The sequence below is a fragment of the Burkholderia sp. Bp9140 genome, from assembly GCF_003853425.1.
Classification (GTDB): domain Bacteria; phylum Pseudomonadota; class Gammaproteobacteria; order Burkholderiales; family Burkholderiaceae; genus Burkholderia.
Window position 1 is genome coordinate 1 of record NZ_QTPQ01000044.1, and the last position, 22,976, is coordinate 22,976.

Annotated in this window: 19 protein-coding genes; 9 read left to right on the plus strand and 10 right to left on the minus strand. The window is 64.2% G+C overall.

Going from position 1 to position 22,976, the window contains the following annotated elements; all coding sequences use genetic code 11:
- Positions 1-101 precede the first annotated feature (101 nt).
- Together DIE21_RS30015 and DIE21_RS30020 are read left to right on the plus strand one after the other, a co-directional pair.
- Positions 102-1,085: an ATP-binding protein gene (locus tag DIE21_RS30015; RefSeq protein WP_185642872.1), complete on the plus strand. Its 984-nt coding sequence runs from the start codon at positions 102-104 to the stop codon at positions 1,083-1,085.
- A 1-nt stretch (position 1,086) separates the two neighbouring features.
- Entirely contained in the window at positions 1,087-2,487 is a 1,401-nt protein-coding gene (locus DIE21_RS30020; RefSeq protein ID WP_185642874.1) for a TniQ family protein, read from the plus strand.
- Positions 2,488-2,958: 471 nt separating this feature from the next.
- On the opposite strand, the gene DIE21_RS30025 is transcribed toward DIE21_RS30020, so the two are convergent.
- Genes DIE21_RS30025 through acnA form a run of 3 tightly spaced genes read right to left on the minus strand, consistent with a single transcriptional unit; the run spans position 2,959 to position 7,294 of the window.
- Positions 2,959-3,693 (minus strand): ABC transporter substrate-binding protein, encoded by a 735-nt coding sequence (locus DIE21_RS30025; RefSeq protein WP_124501079.1) that lies wholly within the window; start codon positions 3,691-3,693, stop codon positions 2,959-2,961.
- A 44-nt stretch (positions 3,694-3,737) separates the two neighbouring features.
- Complete coding sequence (locus tag DIE21_RS30030) at positions 3,738-4,631, minus strand: GntR family transcriptional regulator (protein WP_124501080.1); 894 nt, start codon at positions 4,629-4,631, stop codon at positions 3,738-3,740.
- A gap of 38 nt (positions 4,632-4,669) precedes the next feature.
- The gene (gene acnA, locus DIE21_RS30035) at positions 4,670-7,294 is read right to left on the minus strand and encodes an aconitate hydratase AcnA (RefSeq protein WP_124501081.1); all 2,625 of its coding nucleotides are present in this window, start codon (positions 7,292-7,294) and stop codon (positions 4,670-4,672) included.
- Positions 7,295-7,532: 238 nt separating this feature from the next.
- Between acnA and DIE21_RS30040 the strand changes: the two genes are divergently transcribed.
- Genes DIE21_RS30040 through DIE21_RS30050 form a run of 3 tightly spaced genes read left to right on the plus strand, consistent with a single transcriptional unit; the run spans position 7,533 to position 11,260 of the window.
- On the plus strand, positions 7,533-8,594 hold the full coding sequence (locus DIE21_RS30040) for a lactonase family protein (protein ID WP_124501082.1): 1,062 nt from the start codon (positions 7,533-7,535) through the stop codon (positions 8,592-8,594).
- A gap of 53 nt (positions 8,595-8,647) precedes the next feature.
- Positions 8,648-9,973 (plus strand): MFS transporter, encoded by a 1,326-nt coding sequence (locus DIE21_RS30045; protein WP_124501083.1) that lies wholly within the window; start codon positions 8,648-8,650, stop codon positions 9,971-9,973.
- A gap of 60 nt (positions 9,974-10,033) precedes the next feature.
- A complete protein-coding gene (locus DIE21_RS30050) occupies positions 10,034-11,260 on the plus strand; it encodes a porin (RefSeq protein ID WP_124501084.1) in 1,227 nt (408 codons plus the stop codon).
- Between the two features lie 100 nt (positions 11,261-11,360).
- Here the strand turns inward: DIE21_RS30050 and DIE21_RS30055 are convergent, their stop codons facing one another.
- The 6 genes from DIE21_RS30055 to DIE21_RS30080 all read right to left on the minus strand — a co-directional run bounded on the left by DIE21_RS30055 (position 11,361) and on the right by DIE21_RS30080 (position 17,131).
- Positions 11,361-11,654, minus strand: coding sequence for an antibiotic biosynthesis monooxygenase (locus tag DIE21_RS30055; protein ID WP_124501085.1), 294 nt, complete (start codon positions 11,652-11,654; stop codon positions 11,361-11,363).
- Between the two features lie 133 nt (positions 11,655-11,787).
- The gene (locus DIE21_RS30060) at positions 11,788-13,086 is read right to left on the minus strand and encodes an MFS transporter (RefSeq protein ID WP_124489687.1); all 1,299 of its coding nucleotides are present in this window, start codon (positions 13,084-13,086) and stop codon (positions 11,788-11,790) included.
- Positions 13,087-13,260: 174 nt separating this feature from the next.
- The gene (locus DIE21_RS30065) at positions 13,261-14,334 is read right to left on the minus strand and encodes an isocitrate/isopropylmalate dehydrogenase family protein (protein WP_124501086.1); all 1,074 of its coding nucleotides are present in this window, start codon (positions 14,332-14,334) and stop codon (positions 13,261-13,263) included.
- 15 nt (positions 14,335-14,349) lie between these two features.
- On the minus strand, positions 14,350-14,775 hold the full coding sequence (locus DIE21_RS30070) for a cupin domain-containing protein (RefSeq protein WP_124501087.1): 426 nt from the start codon (positions 14,773-14,775) through the stop codon (positions 14,350-14,352).
- A 27-nt stretch (positions 14,776-14,802) separates the two neighbouring features.
- Entirely contained in the window at positions 14,803-16,173 is a 1,371-nt protein-coding gene (locus DIE21_RS30075; protein ID WP_124501088.1) for an NAD-dependent succinate-semialdehyde dehydrogenase, read from the minus strand.
- A gap of 34 nt (positions 16,174-16,207) precedes the next feature.
- Complete coding sequence (locus DIE21_RS30080; RefSeq protein ID WP_124501089.1) at positions 16,208-17,131, minus strand: amidohydrolase; 924 nt, start codon at positions 17,129-17,131, stop codon at positions 16,208-16,210.
- 183 nt (positions 17,132-17,314) lie between these two features.
- Between DIE21_RS30080 and DIE21_RS30085 the strand changes: the two genes are divergently transcribed.
- Positions 17,315-18,400 (plus strand): GntR family transcriptional regulator, encoded by a 1,086-nt coding sequence (locus tag DIE21_RS30085; RefSeq protein ID WP_260426744.1) that lies wholly within the window; start codon positions 17,315-17,317, stop codon positions 18,398-18,400.
- Positions 18,401-18,459: 59 nt separating this feature from the next.
- On the opposite strand, the gene DIE21_RS30090 is transcribed toward DIE21_RS30085, so the two are convergent.
- The gene (locus tag DIE21_RS30090; protein WP_124501090.1) at positions 18,460-19,167 is read right to left on the minus strand and encodes a TetR/AcrR family transcriptional regulator; all 708 of its coding nucleotides are present in this window, start codon (positions 19,165-19,167) and stop codon (positions 18,460-18,462) included.
- 127 nt (positions 19,168-19,294) lie between these two features.
- Between DIE21_RS30090 and DIE21_RS30095 the strand changes: the two genes are divergently transcribed.
- From DIE21_RS30095 to DIE21_RS30105, 3 genes are read left to right on the plus strand one after another with little or no spacing between them, the layout of a single operon-like run.
- Positions 19,295-20,185, plus strand: coding sequence for an alpha/beta fold hydrolase (locus tag DIE21_RS30095; RefSeq protein WP_124501091.1), 891 nt, complete (start codon positions 19,295-19,297; stop codon positions 20,183-20,185).
- Between the two features lie 15 nt (positions 20,186-20,200).
- Positions 20,201-21,211, plus strand: a complete 1,011-nt coding sequence (locus DIE21_RS30100) for a VOC family protein (protein ID WP_124501092.1) — start codon at positions 20,201-20,203, stop codon at positions 21,209-21,211.
- Positions 21,208-22,971, plus strand: coding sequence for a bifunctional 3-(3-hydroxy-phenyl)propionate/3-hydroxycinnamic acid hydroxylase (locus DIE21_RS30105; RefSeq protein ID WP_124501093.1), 1,764 nt, complete (start codon positions 21,208-21,210; stop codon positions 22,969-22,971). Before DIE21_RS30100 ends, DIE21_RS30105 begins: the two co-directional genes overlap by 4 nt.
- Positions 22,972-22,976 lie beyond the last annotated feature (5 nt).

Below are 22,976 nucleotides of genomic sequence, written 5' to 3' on the forward strand. Positions count from 1 at the left end.
GCCACGCGAGTTTCGCCAGCAAGAAAATTCGCTAACCTAAGCGTGACTGCGTGTCCGGTCATGCAGGGGCAAGTCCAGTCGGCAGCGGCTTGCGCGGGACGATGTTGGTTCTGGTCGGGCCGGCTGGCGTGGGGAAGAGCGCATTGGGCGAAGTGCTCTGTCAAATGGAGAATAGGGAGTATTTCGATACGGTTCCTGACGATCCACATCGGATCCCAGCAGCTTGGGTGGAGGCATGGGCAGCCGAGCGTGATCGTTTTGATTGGGTCGATTTCTATGAATCGATTCTCGGTGCGCTGCAAATTCCCCTGATTGGTGAAAGTGTGCCCGAGATCAAGCGCACGCTGGCGGGACGTGAAGTCGTGATGCCGGTGTTTGATCGACATCCACGGCCCACACTTCGCATACTCCGTCAGCGTTTGCGACGTGCGTTGGTGATGCGCTCGCCTGCGCTCATTTTCGTCGATGAGGCGTCAAACATTCTCCTATCCCGTGAGCATGAACATGTGAAGCGGCAGGCCAATACGCTCCGATCTATCGTGAATCGGGCCGACACCAGGCTGTTGCTGACGGGGGCGTACGAGCTTTACGAACTCGTGACGCAAAGTGGACAGCTCGCGCGACGGGGAGAGGTGATTCATTTCAGGCCATATCAACAGGATGAAGCGGAACAGTTTATGCTCGGCTTGATTGCGCTTCAAAACTGCATGCCTTTGAGCCGGCGACCTTCATTAGGGTGCTTCGTCGACAAGTTGTTCGAGCAGTCTCTGGGGTGCATCGGGCACTTGAAGCGAATTCTGGTCAGGGCGATGTCGATCGCGATGGCGGAGGGTAAGCAGATTGATGATTCAATACTCCTTCATAGTTTCTACCCTCCCGCCACGCTTGAACGCCTCCGCCAGGAAATCAGATTGGGGTATCGACGTATCGAAGGCAAGCCTCATCCCGATGAGCCTGAGCAAACGGATTCAGAGCAGGGTCCCGGCGACGCGGTTACTGTCGGGCGCACGGCAGTAGGGAAATCCGTTTCGCGTTCGAAACATGTTGGTCGGACCACGCCCAGCCGCGGCTGGTTTGGAAACTAGCATGCAGGTGTACGACTCGCGATATCGGATGCCGGAGCGGGCGCTGTTTGCCACGGTGCCCCAGGCTATCGATTCGGCTGCGCGTCAAAAGCTGTCTGACTATGTTGTCCACATGGCCGCCGATGCCCAAGTCCCGGTAAGTGTGTTGGTACGCACTTTCGTGGATTGGCCGACGACGACTGCGACAGGGAAAAAGCGGCCGTTTGCCTCTGGACAGCGACTGGGGTATGTCAATGGGGCGGGCAAAACGGCGCAAGCCTGGATTCGGTGTCTCGAGCCCCTTGTTGGTCGGCAAGATTTAGAGCGGCTGACGCTTTTGCCTATTCACCGCACAATTGGCAACATTACCGGCTGGCTGACTAATTCGCGTCGATGGTGTCCAATCTGTCTACAAGAAGATATCGAGCAAGGTCGGCGAATCTATGAACGCCTGATCTGGTCCGTGGGCCTTGTTCGAAGCTGTCCAGAGCATCGCTGCACTCTGACCAATATCTGCCCGCAGTGTGGATTTACGCACTGCCACGAACTTGATCCGCGACGGCTATCGGGTTTTTGTTCCCGATGTGGCGGCTGGTTGGGCGGAAATGCAGATATCCGAGGGTTCTGCCTGGCGTCGCAATATGATCAATGGGTCGCAGAGAATTTTGCTGCGCTGCTGGCATTTCCCGCGGAACGGCTGAATGAATTATCGCCTCAGAATTGGCCCGGTATGCTGGAGGTTGGTATAGAAGCGATGGCGAATCGGAAGGCGGTGAGGTTCGCCGAATTTTGCGCAACCCGGGCGTCGAATATCTGTGCGTGGCGCTCCGGGAAATCGTATCCGTCGATTCGCGCAGTGCTTCGTATCTGTTGGGTGTTCGATATCCCGCTAGTTGATTTTCTGCGAGGCTCACAAGTTGCCTGGACCGATGCGACTGTTCGAGCGCTACCGGTTGGAATGGCAACGGCAGTACCCCGAGCATCCCATCGCGATGAGGATTGGGAGTACATCAGGAACGTGCTGACGAGCTATGCGGCGGGTGACCGCCCATGTGGCAGCATGCGTGCGGTCGCCCGAGAACTTGCCTTGGACCGCAGCGTGCTGCATAGGCATTTTCCCGAGCTGGTGCATCAAATTGCCCGGCTGGGTCAACAAGAGCGCTTGGACGCGGCAGTCGCGCGCGAGATCGAGCGACGCGATAGAATTTTAGCTTGCGCTGTGCGGATAGTTCAGACGTTGCTCTCCCAAGATATTTATCCAAGTTGGCGACGTATCGAGACCATCTTGCGAGACCAGTATCAGATAATTATCACGCGCCGTTACTACTCGTTGCTGCGACGCGCCCAAATCCAAGGCGGGGTCCTTCGTAAAACGACCGAAAGGGCAAAAGAGGTGCGCGGCGTTATGAATTCGAGCCGTTGATAGCTGTATTTTTTGTGGTGCTCCAAAAAAATCACCTAGGAAGCCGCGCGGTATTGCAACTGCTGCTGCGGCGCTCTCCGGTGCTGTTGTAGCCGTTGCCTGACTCCAGCCGCGCTTCAACTTGGCATGAATTCAACCGCGTATGAGTTAGAGGGTCCGGCGGCCGACGGGCTGAATTCGCAATCGCAAAGAGCCGTTCGTGCGGTTCCAGAACGGCCACTCGGTGTCGCGCATGGCCGTTTGCAGACATCGCCGAACGGCATGCCAACGAGATGGAACCTTATCACTGTGCTCCGATTGCACGCTCAAACTCAGGTTTCGCACAAGGAACCTTACCACTACAGCACGATTCCTTTTTTGGTCATTCATTAGCTGACGTGACGTGGAGGTGGGTGATTCTGAGCGGGGCAAGGTGAGGCCACGTCGGGGTACCGTTGGGCGACCGCCACGGCGTCGCCGCCGATGTACCGGTCAGCGCAGTGGTCCCACCGAAGCTCCGGTGATTCGGTGTCGACGCAACGAATCCGCGACGAAGCCCGACGCCTTCATCTCTTCGACGAACGCACCGAGCAACGCGACGGCCGCGTCGCCGCGGCTCTTCGGCACGCCCATCGCCTGACGGATCACCATGAAGCGCTCGTCGAGCAGGCGCAGGCCCGGCGTCTTCGCCACATCGGCTTCGAGCTGCTGCTTCACGCCGGCAGCGACTTCGAGCTGCTGTTCGACGAACGTCGGCACGACGGCCGGCGACGTCGGCGCATGCACGATCTGCGCTGCCTTCAGCTCGCGCGTGAGGAACAGGTCGTACGCGCTGCCCTTGCCGACCACCACGCGGTTGTGCGGCTGGTCGACGTCCGCATTGCCGCGGATCGGCGAATCGTCGCGCACGAGATAGAAGCCTTCGATCAGCACGTACGGTTCGGTGAACGCGACCGTTTCGGCGCGCAGCGGATCGACCGCGAAGAAGCCGAAGTCGGCGCGCTCCTCGGTCAGCGCCTGCACCGATTTACCGGCGGCGTCGAACACCACGAGTTCCAGCTCGGCCGACAGCCGCTCGGCGAACGCGCGCGCGATGTCGATCGACACGCCGAACGGCTCGCCTGTGGCCGGGTCGCGGTTCGCAAGGATCGGGTTGCCGAGATTGATCGACGCGCGCAGCTTGCCGGTCGGGGTGAACGCGGAGAGGACGGAAGGGTCGATGGGCATGAAAGGGCTCGTGGGGGAAGCGGGTGTGCGGGTTGCGCGGGCGCTCAGGGTTTGAGAATGGCGCTGATGCGTGACAGCGCATCGAGCGTATGCAACAGGTGTTGACGCAAGGCTTCCGATGCTTCTTCGTTGCGCTCGCGCTCGAGGAGCTCGAGCACGTGCAGATGCTGCTTCGCATGTTCGACGTAGCGCGCGCGATCCTGCATCGAGCGGTACGACAGCAGCCGGCGCACGCGATTCACGCGCCGGATCGTGTCGATGAAGAAGCTGTTGCCCGATGCTTCGACGAGCGATTCGTGGAACCGTACGCCGCGATCGTGCAGTTGATCGGCGGTATCGGTCTCGATGCCGCCGGCGAGCAGGTGCTTCTCGACCTCGCGACACCGTTCCAGCACGCGCGGGTCGAGACGGTAGCCGGGCTCGAGCAGCGCGGCCGGCTCGAGCGCGAGACGCAGCCGGTACGATTTCAGCAGGCTGTCGGGCGTCGTCAGCATCGGCGAGAACTGCCACCCGTAGCCCGGCTTGCGTTCGGCCCAGCCTTCCTGCGCGATACGCCCGAGCACGGTGGTGAGCTGCGCGTTCGTCAGCCCGTAGCGGGTGCGGATCAGCTGTTCCGAAAATTCGTCGGGCAGCTCGCCCTTCAGGCGATCGTCCGCGATCCGGAAATACACGCTCGTGATCACGTCGGCTTCGCCGAGACCGAGTTCGTCGACGACGTCCGACAGCGGCTCGATCACGGGCTTCGCGACGAAGAAGCCGCGATTGCGCTCGCGTGTCAGGATGCCTTTCTCGTGCAGCAGCGCGAGGGCCTCGTTGACGGGTGAACGGGACACGCGCAGGCGGTCGGCGAGCATCTGCGCGGGCAGGTGCGCGCCGACGTCCAGTCCTTCCGTCTTGATCAGTTCGACAATCTGGGTCGCGATGGAGCGGTCGATCATGTGAGTGAGCATTCGGAGCGCCGCGGGCGGCTTCGGTCTCAAGCCTCCTGCGTCGCCAGGTTCTTCTGCAATATCAGCGGGATGACGCCGCCCGAGCGCAGCAACTCGCATTCGAGACGGGTCTCGACCGCGGCCGTCGCGTCGACGGGCTCGACGCGGCCGTCGGCGCGCACGATGCGCACGGGCACCGTGCAGCGTGGCGACAGCGCGTCGGCCGGCGCGTCGACCTCGAGCTTATCACCTGGCCGGAGGTCCAGCGTGTCGGGGTGGGTGCCCGCGGCGAAGCGCAGCGGCAGGATGCCCATCCCGATCAGGTTCGAGCGGTGAATGCGCTCGAAGCTCGCCGCCAGCACCGCGCGGATGCCGAGCAGCCGCTGGCCTTTCGCGGCCCAGTCGCGCGACGACCCGGTGCCGTAGCGCTCGCCGGCGACGAGCACGACCGGATTGCCTTCCTCTCGGTAACGTGCGGCCGCCTCGAAGATCGGCAACACGTCGCCGCTCGGCACGTGCAGCGTATGCGCGACCGGCATGCCGTCGCGCAGCCGGTTGACGAGGGTCCGGTTGTAGAACGCGGCCCGCATCATCACTTCCCAGTTGCCGCGCCGCGATGCGAACACGTTCAGGTCGTCGCGATCGTCGCCGCGCGATACGAGGAAATCGGCGACGAAGCTGTCCTTCGGGATCGCGCTGGCGGGCGAGATGTGATCGGTCGTCACGTCGTCGCCGAGCACCAGCAGCGGGTACGCGCTGTACGTGCCGAGCTGGCTGCCCTGCGACGCCGACGCGAACGGCGGCCGGCGCAGCGCGGTCGAGGTCGGATCCCACGGGAATTGCGCGCTGTCGGGCGCGTCGAGGTCGTGCCAGGCCGGGTTCGCACTGGCGTGCGCGAATGCGCGCGGGTAGTCGTGCGGATCGGCGGCGGCCGCCGTCAGTTCGGCGACGGCTTCGCGTGTCGGCCACAGGTCGCGCAGGTACACGGGCTGGCCGTCAGCCGCGTGCTGGAGCGGATCGCGGCTCACGTCGATTTCGGCGTCGCCGGCCAGCGCGAACGCGATCACGAGCGGCGGCGACATGATGAAGCCGAGGTCGAGATCCGGGTGGATACGCCCCGGGAAATTGCGGTTGCCCGACAGCATCGCGACCGGCCGGATCGACGCGTCGGCGAGCGCCGCCCGGATCGGCTCGGTCAGTTGCCCTGAGTTGCCGATGCAGGTCGTGCAGCCATACCCGACGATATCGAAGCCGACCGCCGACAGGTCGTCGATCAGCCCGGCCCGTTCGAGATAGGCCGCCGCCGCGGGCGAACCGGGACCGAGCGACGTCTTGACCCATGCCGGCACCTTCAGCCCGAGCGCACGCGCGTTGCGCGCGACGAGGCCGGCTGCGATCAGCAGCGCGGGATCGGACGTGTTCGTGCAGCTCGTGATCGCGGCGATCGCGACCGGATGCTTCGGCATCGACGGATGCGGATGCGCGGGATGGAACGCGAGCCGCGCGAGCGCGGCGGCCGTCTGCGAATGATCGAGCAGGTCCTGCGGGCGGCGCGGCCCGGCGACGTGCATGCCGATCGACGCGAGGTCGATGTCGATCGTGCGCGTGTAGCGCGGTTCGGCATCCGGATCGAACCACAGGCCGGCTTGCCGCGTGAACGCTTCGACGAGCCGGATCGCCGATTCGGATCGGTGGGTCGCGCGCAGGTAGTCGAGCGTGTTGCCGTCGACCGGGAAGAAGCCGGTCGTCGCGCCGTATTCAGGCGCCATGTTCGCGACGACCGCGCGCTCGCCGGCACCGAGCGTGGCGACGCCCGGGCCGAAGAACTCGACGAACTCGCCCGATACGCCGATCGCACGCAGCCGTTGCGTGACGGTCAGCGCGAGATCGGTCGCGAGCACGCCCGCGCGCAACGCGCCGGTCAGCCGCACGCCGATCACGTCGGGAATGCGCTGCATCACGGGCATCCCGAACATCACCGTCTGCGCTTCCAGCCCGCCGACACCCCAGCCGAGCACGCCGATGCCGTTGATCATCGGTGTGTGGCTGTCGGTGCCGATCAGCGTGTCGGGCACGGCCCAGCGCTCGCCGTCGCGCTCGCGCGTCGTGACCACCGTCGCCAGTTGCTCCAGGTTGATCGTATGCATGATCCCGGTGCCCGGCGGATGAATGCGTACGCCCGTCAGCGACTTCGATGCCCAGCGCAGGAACCGGTAGCGCTCCGCGTTGCGACGCAGTTCGAGCTGCAGGTTCAGCGGCGCGGCGTCCGGCCGCGCGAAATATTCGACGGCCAGCGAGTGGTCGACCGACGAATCGACCGGCAGCATCGGGTTCAGCGACACCGGGTCCGCGCCGGCTTCGGCCAGCGCATCACGCATGCCGGCGATATCGACGAGCGCCGGCGTGCTGGTCGTGTCGTGCATCAGCACGCGGTTCGGCTGGAACGCGATCTCGGCCTCGCTCGTCGCTCGGCGGGTCCAGTCGACGATCGCGTCGACCGCTTGCCGCCGCTCGTCGCCATCGGTATTGCGGATCACGTTTTCGAGCAGCAGGCGCAGCACGACGGGCAGTTCGCGCAACGTGGCGCCGAACTGGCCGGGGAGATCGACGAAGCGAAACGTCGCGCCATCGACCGTCAACCGGGCTTGCGAGGGGGAGCTAGTGTTTTCCATGACTGTATTTTTGCACTTTAACAAGTAAAAATGCAATCTAGTGCTAACCCGAGATACAACAATTCAGGAGACGATCGTGACGAAAACAGGCAACGACCCGGCCGAAAACGGTCCGGATCAGATGCGTCGCCGCGTGATAGGGCACACGGCGGCGCTCGGCGCGCTCGCGCTCCTCGGCGCGGCCGCCGGGCCGGTTTCTGCAGACGAATCACACAAGGCTTTGAAAGGAAAAACACCCATGTTTGCTTATGTCGGATCGCGCACCACGCGCGAACGAAACGCCCGCGGCGACGGGATTAGCGTCTACCGCGTCGACGCCGGGACGGGCGCGCTCGAACTCGTGCAGCTCGTCAAGGATCTGGTGAATCCGTCGTTCCTCGCGCTGAGCGCCAACGGCGAACACCTGTATACGGTCCACGGCGACCTGAGCGACATCAGCGCATTCAAGGTCGACCAGGCCAGCGGCAAGCTCACGTTCCTGAATCGCCAGAGCACGCAGGGCAAGAACCCCGTGCATCTCGCGATCGATCCGACCGGCCGCTACGTCGTCGTGTCCAACCATATCGGCGCGAGTATCGCGGTGCTGCCGATCGCGGCCGACGGGACGCTGCAGGAGGTCGCGCAGCTCGTTCCGCTCGAAGGCCCGATCGGTCCGCATCGCATCGAGCAGAAGCAGGCGAAGCCGCACTTCAACCCGTTCGACCCGACCGGGCAATTCGTGATCGTGCCGGACAAGGGGCTCGACCGCGTGTTCTCGTTCCGGTTCAAGGACGGGCGGCTCGCGCCGGCCGATCCGGCGTTCGTCGTCACGCGGGAGACGGCCGGCCCGCGTCACGTCGCGTTTCATCCGAACGGCGCGCTCGCGTATGTCGTCAACGAACTCGACTCGACCGTCACGACCTATCGGTACACGTCGTCGAACGGTGCGCTGACGCCCGTGCAGATCGTGTCGTCGCTGCCGGACACGTACACCGGCAACAGCCGCGCGTCGGAGATCGAGGTCGATCCGACCGGGCGCTTCGTCTACGCATCGAACCGCGGCGACGACAGCATCGCCGTGTTCCGCATCGACCCGGCCAGCGGCCATCTCGCGTTCGTCGCGGCCGAACCGGCCGGCGGCCGCACGCCGCGCTTCATGACCGGCACGCCGGACGGCCGCTTCATGTACGCGCTGAACGAAGACAGCGACAGCATCGTCGCATTCGCGATCGATGCCGCGACGGGCCGCCTCAAGCCGACCGGCTTCTCGGTCGCGTCGGGGAGCCCCGTCTGCATGGTGTTTTCCGGACACCGCGCGTAATCCTTCCCGCCCCATCAGGAGACAGCCGGCGGCAGGTCCGCCGGTGGACAACCATGAATCAAGCAACCCCTATCGACGAACGCGCGCTGGTGCGCAAGATCGCGTGGCGCATCATCCCGTTCGTGTTCGTCCTCTACATCATTTCGTATCTCGACCGCGCGAACATCGGCTATGCCGCGTTGCAGATGAACAAGGAGCTCGCGCTGTCGAGCGAGGCGTTCGGCTTCGCGTCGGGCATCTTCTTCATCGGGTATTTCCTGTTCGAAGTGCCCAGCAACGTGATGCTCAACAAGTTCGGCGCACGCGTGTGGATCGCGCGGATCCTGGTGACGTGGGGTGTCGTGTCGGTGATCTCCGCATTCGTGCAGGACGCGACGCAACTCTACGTGCTGCGGTTCCTGCTCGGCGTGGCGGAAGCGGGTTTCTTCCCCGGCATCATCGTGTACCTGACCTACTGGTTCCGTGCGAAGGAACTTGCGACGACCGTCGCGCTGTTTACGGCCGCGATCCCGGTGTCGTACATCATCGGCGCGCCGCTTTCGACGTGGATCATGGATCACGTCCACTGGTTCCAGTGGAGCGGCTGGCGCTGGATGCTCGTGCTCGAAGGCGCGCCCGCGCTGGTCGGCGGGATCCTGTGTTTCCTGTACCTGACGGACCGCCCGGGCGACGCGAAGTGGCTCACGCCCGCGGAACGCGCGTGGCTGCTGAACGAACTCGACAACGATCGCAAGGCGCGGCCGCGTGCGCAACACCTCGGTTCGCTGAAGACGATGACGAACCCGAAGGTGCTGTACCTGTCGTTCATCTACTTCGTGTACCAGTGCGGCAGCCTCGGCGTCGGTTACTGGATGCCGCAGATCATCAAGGGCTTCTCGTCGAAGCTCTCGCATACCGAGATCGGGCTCATCGCGACGGTGCCCTACGTGATTGCGACGATCGCGATGGTCATGTGGTCGCGTCGTTCGGACCGGCGCAGCGAACGACGCCTGCATTCGGCGATTCCGCTGGCGGTGGCCGCCGCGGCGCTGCTCGGCGCGGGCCTGTCGACGAACCCGTACGTGTCGATCGCGATGATCAGCCTGAGCCTCGCGGGCCTGTACGCGTTCAAGTCGCCGTTCTGGGCGCTGCCGACGCTGTTTCTCAGCCGCTCGACCGCGGCCGTGTCGATCGCGGTGATCAACTCGATCGGCAACCTCGGCGGCTTCGTCGGGCCGTTCATGATCGGCTTCGTCAAGGGAACGGGGCAGAGCGCGACGCCTGGGCTGCTGTTTCTCGCGGCGCTGCTCGTCGTGTCGTTCCTGATGACGTTCTTCATTCGCGTTCACGAACAGCCGGCCGACGACACGCCGTCGAACGTGGTGAACCAGACCCATTGACACGATGACGCGCAATCCGGCGGCGAGCCGGGACATATAACCGAAAGAGGAGATCGATTGATGAAGAAGCTTTCATTTTGCTTGGTTGTACTGAATTCAGTGCCGGCGATCGCGCTGGCGCAAAGCAACGTGACGCTGTACGGGATCATCGACAGCGGCATCAATTACACCAGCAACGTGCAGACGGCACGGACGGCGGCAGGCCCGGTCGGTGGCCATCAGATCGCGATGATCGAAGGCGGGTCGGCCGGCCTGCAGGGGAGTCGCTGGGGGCTCAAGGGCAGCGAGGATCTCGGCGGCGGTCTCAAGGCACTGTTCGTGCTGGAGAGCGGTTTCTACAGCAACAACGGCGTGCTGAACCAGGGCGGCGCGATGTTCGGGCGGCAGGCGTATGTCGGCCTGAGCCATCCGGTCGGCACGGTCACGCTCGGGCGGCAGTACGATCCCGTCGTCGACTTCTACGGGCCGTTCCTCGCCGCGCCGCAGTGGGGCGGCTACATGACCTCGCATCCGGGCGACCTCGACAATGCGTTGAACACGCGCCGCATCAACAATTCGATCAAGTTCCGCAGTGCCAGCTACCGCGGGCTGACGCTCGAAGCGTTGATGAATCTCGGCGGCACCGCCGGGTCGTTCTCGACCAACTGGATCTGGGGTGCCGGCGCGTCGTATGCGGCGGGGCCGTTTTCGATCGGCGCGGGCTACCTGAACGTCCGCAATCCGAACACGTCGTTCTTCGGCGCGAATCCGAATGCCGGCCCGGCGACGAGCAACAACCTCGGCAGCACCGGCAGCGCGAGTGCGCCGGAGAGCAACCCCGTGTTCGCCGGCTATGCGTCCGCGAACCGGCTCGAAATCGCCGGCGTCGGAGCGGGCGTGACGCTGGCCGCCCTCAGCGTCAATCTCGCGTATTCGAATACGCGCTTCGAGGGGCTGGGCTCCGCGTCGGGGCCGAATGCGCTGCGTTACGCGGGCACCGCGGCGTTCAACAACGTCGAGATCAACGCGAAATACCAGTTCACGCCGTCGTTGCAGGCAGGTGTCGCCTACGACTACACGAGAAACGGCGGTGCCGGCGGCAAGGGCGGCGCGAATTACAACCTGTTCAGCGCGGGTGTCGATTACTTCCTGTCGAAGCGCACGGACGTTTATACGGTTGCCGTGTTCGAGAAGGCGAGCGGGACGGATTCGCTCGGGCAGCCGGCGGTTGCGCAGATTACCGGGTTGACGCCGTCCGCGACCGACAAGCAGGTTTCATTGCGGATCGGGTTGCGTCACAGGTTCTGAACAGGCGGGGCGACTGGAACGGCGCGCGTAAAGCCGGGTTTCGGCGGCGTGCCGGTGACACGGGGCGGGCGTTTGCCCGACCCGTTTTTTACCGTGGCGATTACTTGACCGCGACTTCCGTATGCACGACTTGCGGCGGGCTCTTGAAGAACGGGCCCGCCAGCTGTCGCCATGCCTGGAAGTCGTCCGATTGCCGGAAATGCACCATGTGGTCGTCCACGGTGTCCCACTTGACGACGAGCAGGTAGCCGCCGCTGCGCTCGATCACGCGGTGCAGTTCGGCGCCGCCGCAGCCGCGCGCACGCGCGAACAGCGGGAGTGCCTGGCGGACCGCGGCCTCGAACGGCTCGGCCTGCGACGGATCGATGTCGAGCGATGCCATTTCCAGAATCATTGATGCTCCATAGGGGGTGAATGATGCGAACGGATCGTGATGCGACGTGCGCCGGGGCCGGCGCATCCGGCAACGATACCGGAAGTCGGCTGCGCGGTGGTCGCATGCGGTTCCCGCGAAGCCGAAAATGACGTCATGCCTTCCTGATCAGCAGCTTCAGCGACACGGACAACGCGGCGGACACCGCGAGAATCGCCGCCATCGCCCAGATCCCGGCAGCGAACGAGCCGGTCGACTGCTTCAGGAAGCCGACGAGGTAGGGGCCGGCAAAGCCGCCGAGCGTACCGATCGAGTTGATGAACGCGAGCCCGCCGGCCGCCGCGACGCCGGTCAGGAAGCGCGTCGGAATCGTCCAGAAGATCGCGCGGGCCGAGCTGACCGCGACCACCGCGACGCTGAGGCCGACCATCTCCAGCACCACGCCGTGCGAGACGGCGGACAGTGCGAGACCCAGCCCGCCCAGCAGGCATGCGCTGCACAGATGGAAGATCTTGCGGCCGCTGCGGTCCACCGCGCGCGCCCAGATCATCATTCCAGCCACCGCGGCGAGATACGGCACGGTCGACAGCAACCCGATGGATGCGAGGCTGAGCCCGTGACTCTTCAGGATGATCGGCAGCCAGATGCCGACGCCGTACGAACCGAGTACGAAGCCGAACTGGATCGTCGCGAGGAGCAGCACGCGGCCGTCCTTCAGCGCGGCGAACAGCGCCTTCTTCGGCTTCTCGCGCGGTTCCTCGGCGAGCATCGCGACGAGTTCGCTGCGCTCGTCGGACGTGAGCCAGTACGCATCCTTCGGATCGTCGCGCAGCCAGACGAGCACCGCGATGCCGATGAGTACCGCGGGGAGGCCCTGCACGATGAACATCCACTGCCAGCCGTGCAGCCCGGCGACGCCATTCAGGCTCAGCAGCGCCGCCGACATCGGGCCGCCGACGACCGACGACAGCGGCACGCCGAGCATGAACAGCGCCAGCACGCGCACGCGGTACTGCGCGGGGAACCAGCATGCGAGAAAGAACGTGACGCCCGGGAAGAAGCCGGCCTCGGCAATGCCGAGCAGCAGGCGCAGCACGTAGAAGCTGGCCGGCCCCTGCGCGAGCGCCGTCGCGGTTGCCGCGATGCCCCAGGTGATCATGATCCGAGCGAGCCAACGGCGCGCGCCGTAGCGGTACAGCGCGAGGTTGCTCGGGATCTCGAACAGGCAATAGCCGGCAAACAGGATGCCCGCGCCCCAGCCGAACTGCGTCGGGGTCAGCCCGAGCTCGTGGTTCATCGTGAGTGCGGCGAAGCCGACGCTCGTGCGGTCAATATAGTTGAAGACGAACGCGAGCGTCAGCAGCGGCAGCAGGCGCCACGCGTTCTTGCGCAGTGCACGCTGCCGGACGGCTTGCCGGTTCGCGTCGGGAACGGATGCCGTGTCAATCGTCATTGATTCGGAATGCATGATCGATTCTTCGACGATCCCGACGTGCACAGGCGCAGCGCTGCCGGGCGAGATGCGCCATCGCATGCGCATCGGCCCGGTCGCGGCGATCGTCGAATGTGTCTCCGGTGTGTTGTCGTCAGGGCCGCGGTCGTACGGCCCGCTCGGCTTCCCGTTGGCTCAGGCGGCGCGCAGTGCGTGGGCGACCTGCTTGCCGAACGCGTTGCAGCCAATCGTGCCGCCGAGATCCGCGGTGCGCGTGTCGGGGTTCGTGAGCACCGCATCGACGGCTGCGTCGATCGCATCGGCCGCGGCGATGAACGCCGGCTTGCTCCGGTGTTCGCCGATCCAGCGCATCAGCATGCCGACCGACAGGATCATCGACGTCGGGTTTGCCTTGTCCTGGTTCTGGATGTCGGGCGCGGAGCCGTGTTGTGCCTGCGCGCAGCACAGGTCATCGCCGGCCATGATCGAGCCGCCGAGGCCGAGGCTGCCGGACAGTTCCGCGGCGAGATCGCTGAGGATATCGCCGTAGAAGTTCGTCGCGACGAGCACGTCGAAGCGTTCCGGCGCGCGGACCAGGTGCGCGGTCGACGCGTCCACCAGCAGGTCGTTGAGCTCGACTTCGGGGAAGTCCTTCGCGACGCGCCGTACGCATTCGAGGAACAGGCCATCGGTCATGTGGAAGCTGTTCGCCTTGTGGATCGCCGTGACCTTCTTCCTGCGCTTCATCGCGAGTTCGAACGCGCGGCGCGCGATGCGCTCGCTGCAGTGGCGCGTGATCTTGCGCACCGACAGCGCCATGTCCGGCGACGGCATCATCTCGCCCCAGCCGAGGTGCATGTTGCGGTCCGGATAGAAGCCTTCGGTCGCCTCACGCATGATCACGAGGTCCATCTGCTTGCCTTCGCGCATGTTCGACGTGAGGAACGGCCGCGTGCGGGACGGCCGCACGTTCGCGTACAGGTCGAGATCGCAGCGGAACGCGGCCGACACGTTGCGCCCGCCTTGGGCGGGCGGCGGATAGTCGGCGTGCGAGATCGTGCCGAGGATCAGGCCGTCGTAGCCTTTCGCCTGTTCCAGCACGTCAGGGCGCAGCGTCGTGCCGTGCTTGTCGAGGCTCGCGAAGCCGACGTCTTCGTAGTCGTATTGCAGGCCGAGATCGAACAGGCGATCGGCCTGTTCAAGGACGTCGATCGACGCCGCGACGATTTCGGGACCGATGCCGTCGCCGGGGAGAACGAGAATGCGCATGATGGTTCGCTCGGGTTATTTCGAAGAGGTCTGGTGTTCGGCCGATACGGCCCGCGTCTCGCCGCTGTCGGCGAGCGTGCGTGTGGCATCGGTGCGCGCGTAGATCCACAGGATCTTCATCGGCGCGGTGCTCGACACGTTGCGGAAGCGATGCGGCACGTTCGGCGGGATGAAGGTGGTGTCGAGCGGCTTGAGCCGGTATTCGAGCCCGTCGATGTCGAGGATCGCGTCGCCTTCGACGAGCACGACGCTTTCCTGGCAGTTGTGGCTGTGAAACGGGATTTCGACGCCGGGTGCGAACGACGTGTAGCCGGTGATGAAGCTGTCCGAGCCGACGGACTTGCCGACCAGCGGCGTGGTGCTCGCGCCGCCGCCGCGATCGTAGGTCGGCAGGTTGTCGGGTTGCAGCAGCGCGGCGCCCGAAGGGGTCGTGATGGTCATGAAGGACTCCTGAAGTGAATCGTGAAATCAGCGGGCCGGACCGAACCAGACCGTCTTGATGTTGGTGAACTCGCGAATGCCGGCGGCGCCGAGCTCGCGGCCGTAGCCCGACTGCTTGATCCCGCCGAACGGCAGCCGCGCATCCGACGCGACAAGGCCGTTGACGAACACCGCGCCGGCTTCGATCCGGCGCACGAGCTGGCGCGCGGCGTCGAGGTCGGTGGTCCACAACGCGGCACCAAGCCCGAATTCCGTCGCGTTCGCGAGCGGGATCGCCTGCTCGATGCCGTCGACCCGCAAGATCGCGGCCACCGGGCCGAACGTCTCCTCGCACGCGGCGGCCATGTCCGGCGCGACGCGGTCGAGCACCGTCGGTGCATAGAAGAAGCCGGGGCCGGGCAGCGGCGCGCCGCCCGCCTTCAGCACCGCGCCGGCCTCGACCGTGCGCTCGACCTGCCGATGTAGTTCGTCGCGCAGGTTCGCGCGCGCCATCGGGCCGATGGTGGTGTCGCGCCGCGTCGGATCGCCGACCTTCAGTTGCGCGACGCCCGCGCAGAACAGTTCGACGAAGCGGTCCGCGATCTTCTCGTCGACGATGAAACGCTTCGATGAGATGCAGCTCTGGCCGGTGTTCGAGAAGCGCGCCTTCACCGCGGCCTTGGCGGCCGCTTCGACATCGGCGTCGGCGAGCACGATGAACGGATCGGAGCCGCCGAGTTCGAGCACCTGCTTCTTCATCGCGCGCCCGGCCTGCGACGCGACCAGCTTGCCGACCGCGGTCGAGCCGGTCAGCGTGACCGCCGCGATGCGTGGATCGTCGATCAGTCGAGCGACGTGGTCCGGCTCGATCAGCAGAGACGCGACGAGGCCGGCCGGCACGTCCGCGTCGGCGAATACCGCGTTGATCGCCAGCGCGCATTGCGGCACGTTGCCGGCGTGCTTCAGGATCGCACCGTTGCCCGCGCACAGCGCGGGCGCCGCGAAACGGATGAACTGCCACAGCGGGTAGTTCCACGGCATGATCGCGAGCACGACGCCGAGCGGGTCGTACACGACGAAGCTCTCGCTCGCGTTGCTCGCGACGGCTTCGTCGCCGAGATACTGCGCCGCGTGTTCGGCGTAGAAGTGGCACGTCCACGCGGACTTGTCGACTTCGGCTTCCGCTTCGGCGATCGGCTTGCCCATTTCCAGCGTGATCAGCGCGGCGAGCTCGGTCTTGCGGCGCAGCAGCACGTCGCCGATGCGTGCGACGGTCGCGGCGCGCACGGCGAGCGGTTCGCGCGCCCAGCGACGTTGCGCGGTGCTCGCGTCGGCAAGTGCCTGCTCGATTCGCGCGGGCGAGTCGGCGTCGAAGGTGGCCACGATGGTTTCCGTGGCGGGATTCAAGGTGCGAAACATGGTGTTCGTGTCCGTGTTCGTGGAGAGGAAGGGTTCAGGTGGCCGGTCGTTCGGCGAAGCGATAGAGCCGCGCTGGGTTGTCGACGAGGATCCGCTGACGCAGCGCCGCGGCATCCGTCCATCCCAGCAACTGGTTCAGCGCGCCGCCGGCGTCTTCGCGGCCAAACGGTTCGATGCGCGTGAGATCGCCGTCGCGGCTGCTGGCGCTGCCGGTGTGCGGCCAGTCCGACGCCCACAGCATCCGATCGGGGCGCGCGTCGATCAGCGCGCGTGCGATCGGCGCGAGATCGTCGAACTGCGGCGCCTGCCGCGATGCGCGGTACGGCGCGGACAGCTTCACGTACGCGTTGCCGTGCTTCACGAGATCGACGACGGTCGCGAACGCGGCCTGCTGGCCAAGCAGCTTGTCGGCGCGCGCGCCCGCGAAATGGTCGAGCACGACGGGGGCGTCGAGTCGGGTGATGTCTGACGCGAGACCCGCGACGACGTCCAGGTCCGCATAGATCTGGACTGCCCATCCGAGCGGCGCGACCACATCGGACGCGCGCCGCAACTGGGCCGACGCCACGGACAGGTCGCGCTCGCCGCGCACCTGCAGGTTCAGCCGGATGCCACGCACGCCCTGGTCATGCAGCGCCTGTAGTTCGGCATGCGTTGCGGTGTGAGGATCGATGACCGCGACGCCGCGTGCGCGATGCAGCCCGAGTTCCCGCAGGCCCGCGAGCAGGGCTGCGTTGTCGGTGCCGTACACGCTCGGCTGGACCAGCACGATCCGCTCGATCCCGAGCCGCGACTCGAACGCGAGCAGGTCGGCGACGCGTGCGCTCCCCGGCGTGTACGAGCGGTTCGGCGCGAACGGGAAGCGCGCCGCGTCGAACAGGTGCACGTGGCAGTCGCAACTTCCCGACGGCAGCGCCGCGAGTGGGCGAGTCGGGTAGTCCTGCGGATCGACGTTCATCGCTGCTCCCGTGCTGTCGGATGACGAGGCGGCCGAACCCGCGCGTGACAGCGCAAGGCCGCCGATTGCCGCGAGACTTGCGCCGAGTAGTTGCCTGCGCTGCACATGGATCTCCTTGAACGATGTGCTGGTTGGAATGGTTGGTATTTTACGAACTCAAAAGACCATGTAAAGTGTTTTTTGATGTTTCAAAGTACCGGCGAGGGTAAACGCCGATTCCTGGGTCTATTCGATGTGGACGGGGAGATTTCCAGAAATTCGCCAGCTAAGGGACGATGTGTCGCTCGTTTTGTCGCTGCCTACATGGTGGGATTTGTGGTCTGGTGTAGTCGCATAAGACCATGTGGTGGCTGTGGTACGATGCGGTCGTCTTTCGTGATCCGATTCGCCATGACCCGCGCTCTCGCCGACGTGCTCGCGTCGAACATTCATCAGCACATTTCCAATTCCGGCATGGCGCCCGGCACGCGTTTGCCGGAGCGTTCGCTGGCGGAGCAGTTCAACGTGTCGCGCTCGCCGGTGCGCGAGGCGCTGAAGCGGCTGGCCGCTCGCGCGGTCGTGATGCCGCATCCCGACGGCGGTTATGCGGTCGCCGAAAGCGCTGCGCCGCTCGACGCGGTCGATTCACCGGAGCTGGCGGACACCGCCGCGGACGAAGACACCTACCTGTCGATCGCGGAGGACCGGCTCGCCGGCAAGCTCCCCGATCGCGTGACCGAGAACGAGCTGATGCGCCGCTACGGCGTGACGCGCGCGCAGTTGAACGCGATCCTGCGCCGGATGGTGCAGGAGGGATGGATCGAACGACGGCCGGGGCACGGCTGGATGTTCCAGTCGGTGCTGACGTCCGCGGAGACCTATCGACAGGGTTACCGGTACCGGCTTCTGATCGAGGCGGCGGGGATCCTCGAGCCGACGTTCCGCGTCGACCGCGATGCGCTGATGCGCTGCCGCGTCGAGCAGGAAGCGCTCGCGAACGGCGGCGCGCGCACCGCGTCGCCGGCCGCGCTGTTCGATGCGAACAGCCGGCTGCATGAGACGATCGCCGCGTGTTCGGGCAATGTCTTCATCCTCGACGGCCTGCGTCGTCTCGACCGGTTGCGTCGCCTGATGGAGTACCGCAAGGCGGTCGATCGCGACCAGGCGGAGCGTCGATGTCGCGAACACCTGACGCTGATCGATCTGTTGATCACCGATCAGCGCGAGGCGGCGGCCGATTTCATGAAGTTGCATCTGCACAACGCGGTGCGGGAGAAGACTTCCGGTTGATATGTGCCGCCAAGTATTGAGGTCCAGCGCAGATCTTTAGCGCAAATGCGCTCGCGCAATCACGCCGACTCGGCGTCGGGCTCCTTCTCCGCGCGCATGCGGCCGCGCTCTAGTAAGGACGTTTCAGGCGGCGTGATCGGTGTCAGTTCGCCAAGCACAAGCGTCCGCGCTTCCTCTCCTTCAACACCCAAGCCCCGCAGAATTGCTGCCACGATTTGTTCGGGCTCTTCAGCCATTTCACCGTTGTCGGTGAAGCGTTGGATTGTGGTCAGCGCGATTCCGGCGATCACGTCGAGCGCCAGCTCGACCGTGACGCCCTGGAACCTGCCGGCCGCCAGTCCTTGCTGGATGTGGACCGGTAGGTACACGTATATCAGGCTGCTGGGGCCGGCGGCATGCAGGCCGGCCGCTGAAATGAACCGGGCCAGCAGTGGATAGGCGCGTGCGGCATGAAGAAACATCCGCACGCCGCACGCGATTCTTCGGGCAGGATCTTCGTACGCGCCTACTTCCGTCTCGATCAGGCGAAGCAACTCATTGTTGAGTTCCTGCGTCACCGTCTCGAGTAGTTCCTCGTTCGTTCGGAAGTAGTTGTAGAAGGTGCCCTGCGACACATCGGCTGCCGCAATGACGTCCTGGATGACACTGGCACCGACCCCTTTTTCGGCAAAAACCAGCATCGCGCTTTCGATCAGCCGCGCACGCATCCGCTCGCGGCGTTGGGCCGCCACGCGGGTCCGATGGTCAATGGTCGTGGATTCACTCATGTGCCGATTATACGGTGCGGACGAGGGGCGTCAGAGTCATCGGTAGGTAAAAACGATAGTATTGTCATAATGACAACTATCTCATTACAATGAATCAACCCTCGCGAAATCAGGAGCAATCGACGCCATGGATATCCCGTCCATCACGCATGCAATGAACCAGCGCACCGTTCGGGTCGGCGCCCGGCGAATCTTTCTAGCGGAAGCGGGCGAAGGGCCCGCCGTCCTGATGTTGCATGGTGGCGGACCGGGTGCATCGGGTGTGTCGAATTACGCGCGCAACATTGAAGCGCTTGCTCGTCATTACCGGGTGCTGGTGCCGGATATGCCCGGATACGGCAAGTCGACCAAGGGTGTCGATCGCAACGATCCATTCGGCGACTTGGCTGCGAGCATGCTCGGGTTGCTCGATGCGCTCGGCGTCCGACATGCGCATGCGATCGGGAATTCGCTCGGGGGGGCCTGCGCGTTGCGCATGGCGCTAGAGCGGCCCAATGCGATCGATCGACTGGTGCTGATGGGGCCGGGCGGCGTCAATACGACGCGGCAGATTCCGACTCCTGGCCTCAAGCGTTTGCTGAACTACTACAAGGGCTCCGGCCCGAGCCTCGAGAAACTCACTGAGTTCATTCGAGGTGATCTGGTCTTCGACGGTAACCTCGTGCCGGAAGCTGTGATCCAGGAGCGCTTTCAGGCCAGTATCGACCCGGAGGTCGTCGCGAGCCCCCCGCTGCTTGGCCCGAAGGGTATTCCAAAGTTCAGCAAGATCGACTTCACGCGAGACGCGCGACTGGCGTCGGTGCGCAATCCGACACTCGTGTTGTGGGGAGCTGACGATAAGGTCAACCGTCCAAGCGGCGCGCGTGCGCTCCAGCAACGCATGCCGAACTGCGACTCATATATGTTCAGCAATACCGGTCACTGGGTTCAATGGGAGCGGGCGAACGAATTCAATGCCGCCGTGCTGGCGTTCCTGGCGCAGAGCGATGCCAAGGCACGCGCAGCCGCGTCTCGATAAGCGGAGTGTGATGTCATGCCTACTATCGTTAGTCCGCGGCCAACCATAAACAGCCTGTTCGGCCGGGTGCGAATGGGCTACCTGCTGGCCGAATCGGTCCGGCTTCGCGAATGGTCGACGTTCGCGTCCGAGGGGCTTGGTCTGCATGTCGATACATCCGATACGCGGGTCGTCGCATGCCGAATTGATGCGCATCAGCGCCGCCTGATTATTCGCGACGGCGCAGCGGAAGACGTCATTGCGATCGGATGGCAACTGGATGACGAGGCTGCGCTTGAGCTTGCCATCGCACGCATGTCCGCACGCGGGATTCGCGTCGCCGAAGGGAGCCGCGATGAGGCCGTGATGCGTGGCGTGGAGCGGTTCTGGTACTTCGCGGGTCCGAAGAAACTGCGCACCGAACTGTTCACGACCGCAGTTTTTGGCGAACAACCTCTGCAAATGAAGGTTACGGGTTTCGTGACCGGCGCTTCCGGGATGGGGCACGTCGCCGTGACGACCCGGCAACCCGAAGTGATGCAGACGTTTTGGAAGGAGGTGTTCGATGCGCGCCTGTCCGACGAAATTGAAGACAAGATCGACGGTCTGAACCTCGATTTCGCCTTCCTGCGATTCAACGAACGACACCATTCGTTCGCGACTGCATCGACGCGCGGCATTCGCCTGAACCCGCTGCGCACGCAGATTCACCACATGAATCTCCAGTGCGCGTCGATCGACGATGTGACGCAGGCCTATCTGCGGTGCCGTGCGATGGGTTATCCAATCGCCAATGCGATCGGCCAGCATCCAAACGATCGCGAACTTTCTTTCTATGTCGAGACGCCATCGGGTTTCGAGATTGAACTCGGATGGAATCCGATCGTCGTCGACGAGCGGACGTGGCGGCCGACGGTCTATCAGGGCATCAGTCTGTGGGGGCATCGTCCCGAAAACCTCAACCTGGGAGTTAGGCTCGGCCGTGTTCGTCGCGCGCTCGCTTCCCTGGTGCGTCCGGAATTTTCTGTACAAGGAGAGCAGTCATGAACGGAACGCATCCGAATGATGCGTGCGATGTCGCGATCGTAGGATTGGGACCGACCGGCCTCATCCTCGCGCACATGCTTGGCCAGGCCGGTCACCAAGTCGTCGTGCTCGAACGTGAACCCGTGTTCTACGGCAACGCACGAGCCGTCTATACAGACGACGAGTGCATGCGGATCTTTCAGCATCTCAATGTGGTTGACGAGGTGCAGTCGCGGATGATGATGGAGACACCGGTCCAACTCGTTCGACGCGACGGCACGCCGCTTACTCAGTACATGCCGCGGAAGCGGCCATTCGGCTGGCCGGTGATCAACTTCTTTTACCAGCCTTACCTGGAGACGACGCTGGCCGAGACGCTCGCACGTTACCCCAACGTCGAGGTGCGCCGCGGCCGAGAGGTTGTCGATTTCGTACAGGACACTGACAGTGTGAGCGTTACGCATCAGACGACACGTGAAGCGCGGTTCAGTGACAGTACTGACGCCCTCGCGCGCGTGGATGGCGACTCCGATATCAGGACGCTACGGGCGCGCTATCTAGTGGGCGCCGATGGAGGCCGGAGCATCGTTCGCACGAAGCTTGGCATCGAGATGTCTGGCAAGAGCTTTCCGGAACCGTGGCTCGTGGTGGACCTCGAACGCAAGCCGGGAACCGACGCGTTGCGTCACCTGCCGTATTTCAATTTTGTCGTTGATCCGAAGCTGCCAGTCGTGAGCTGTGTTCAGCCGGGTAAATTCCACCGGTTCGAATTCATGCTGATGCCGGGTGAAACGAAGGAAAACATGGAGCGACCGGAAACGGTCAGGAAATATCTTTCTATGTTTGTCGACCCCGACCAGTTCGTGGTCAAGCGCAAACTCGTCTATACGTTCAACGCGCTTATCGCGTCGAAGTGGCGGGTCGGACGCGTGCTGCTCGGCGGCGATGCCGCCCACATGACGCCGCAGTTCATGGGGCAGGGTGCAAGTTCGGGCGTTCGCGATGCCTACAACCTCGGCTGGAAGCTCGACCTTGTATTGCGGGGCCTCGCGGGCGAGGCGTTGCTCGACACGTACCAGTCGGAACGACATGCACATGCGAAGGCAATGATCGATACGTCCGTCCTTCTCAAGGACGTCGTGTCGGCGCGCAGTCTGTCCGCAACGCTGCTGCGGGACGCCTCGCTCGGCATCATTCGCGCCATTCCGCCGCTCAGGCGCTGGTTTCAGGAGGGCGGCTTCAAGCCGATGCCCGTTTATCGAAAGAACGCCTACTTGGGTTTGCCGCGTCGTCACCGGCGTGGCCCCGAGGGGGCGTTGGTTCCACAACCCGAGGTGCGTCTTTTTAACGGCGACCGGAGAAAACTGGATGATCTGCTCGGCCATAGTTTTGCGCTGATCGGACTGAACGTCGATCCATCCCGTTGCATGAATGATGTGTCGCGAGCGACCCTCAGTGCACTCTCGGCCCGCAGCGTCACGATGTACCCATACGGCGGCCGCCCGCAGGGGCTCGAGAGTGTCAATCGGGACAACACGATCGGGGTCGCTGAAGTCGAGGATATCGGAGGGGAGATGATCGCGTGGTTCGGGAAGGCAGGTTTCAGAACGGAAGCCGTTGCCATTTTGAGACCCGACCGTTTCGCGTTTGCTGTCGTTCCCGTCGGCGAACTCGACCAGACGATTCGGCAGCTTCGAGATCAACTCGGATTCCGATCAGGAGCGGGCGATGAATTCGCCCGCACTTCAAAGACCTCGCCGGCCGTCGCCCGAGCGGCTTGATCCAC

What these genes read in the sequence shown, in the direction of transcription:
- DIE21_RS30070 (WP_124501087.1), bottom strand. Translation starts at nt 14,775, where the DNA reads ATGACCATCACGACCCCTTCGGGCGCCGCGCTGCTGCAACCCGACAAC.
- DIE21_RS30095 (WP_124501091.1), top strand. Translation starts at nt 19,295, where the DNA reads ATGGATATCCCGTCCATCACGCATGCAATGAACCAGCGCACCGTTCGG.
- DIE21_RS30065 (WP_124501086.1), bottom strand. Translation starts at nt 14,334, where the DNA reads ATGCGCATTCTCGTTCTCCCCGGCGACGGCATCGGTCCCGAAATCGTC.
- DIE21_RS30100 (WP_124501092.1), top strand. Translation starts at nt 20,201, where the DNA reads ATGCCTACTATCGTTAGTCCGCGGCCAACCATAAACAGCCTGTTCGGC.
- DIE21_RS30075 (WP_124501088.1), bottom strand. Translation starts at nt 16,173, where the DNA reads ATGTTTCGCACCTTGAATCCCGCCACGGAAACCATCGTGGCCACCTTC.
- DIE21_RS30030 (WP_124501080.1), bottom strand. Translation starts at nt 4,631, where the DNA reads ATGATCGACCGCTCCATCGCGACCCAGATTGTCGAACTGATCAAGACG.
- DIE21_RS30105 (WP_124501093.1), top strand. Translation starts at nt 21,208, where the DNA reads ATGAACGGAACGCATCCGAATGATGCGTGCGATGTCGCGATCGTAGGA.
- DIE21_RS30055 (WP_124501085.1), bottom strand. Translation starts at nt 11,654, where the DNA reads ATGATTCTGGAAATGGCATCGCTCGACATCGATCCGTCGCAGGCCGAG.
- DIE21_RS30040 (WP_124501082.1), top strand. Translation starts at nt 7,533, where the DNA reads ATGTTTGCTTATGTCGGATCGCGCACCACGCGCGAACGAAACGCCCGC.
- DIE21_RS30060 (WP_124489687.1), bottom strand. Translation starts at nt 13,086, where the DNA reads ATGACGATTGACACGGCATCCGTTCCCGACGCGAACCGGCAAGCCGTC.
- DIE21_RS30050 (WP_124501084.1), top strand. Translation starts at nt 10,034, where the DNA reads ATGAAGAAGCTTTCATTTTGCTTGGTTGTACTGAATTCAGTGCCGGCG.
- DIE21_RS30025 (WP_124501079.1), bottom strand. Translation starts at nt 3,693, where the DNA reads ATGCCCATCGACCCTTCCGTCCTCTCCGCGTTCACCCCGACCGGCAAG.
- DIE21_RS30080 (WP_124501089.1), bottom strand. Translation starts at nt 17,131, where the DNA reads ATGAACGTCGATCCGCAGGACTACCCGACTCGCCCACTCGCGGCGCTG.
- DIE21_RS30085 (WP_260426744.1), top strand. Translation starts at nt 17,315, where the DNA reads ATGTTTCAAAGTACCGGCGAGGGTAAACGCCGATTCCTGGGTCTATTC.
- DIE21_RS30015 (WP_185642872.1), top strand. Translation starts at nt 102, where the DNA reads ATGTTGGTTCTGGTCGGGCCGGCTGGCGTGGGGAAGAGCGCATTGGGC.
- acnA (WP_124501081.1), bottom strand. Translation starts at nt 7,294, where the DNA reads ATGGAAAACACTAGCTCCCCCTCGCAAGCCCGGTTGACGGTCGATGGC.
- DIE21_RS30045 (WP_124501083.1), top strand. Translation starts at nt 8,648, where the DNA reads ATGAATCAAGCAACCCCTATCGACGAACGCGCGCTGGTGCGCAAGATC.
- DIE21_RS30090 (WP_124501090.1), bottom strand. Translation starts at nt 19,167, where the DNA reads ATGAGTGAATCCACGACCATTGACCATCGGACCCGCGTGGCGGCCCAA.
- DIE21_RS30020 (WP_185642874.1), top strand. Translation starts at nt 1,087, where the DNA reads ATGCAGGTGTACGACTCGCGATATCGGATGCCGGAGCGGGCGCTGTTT.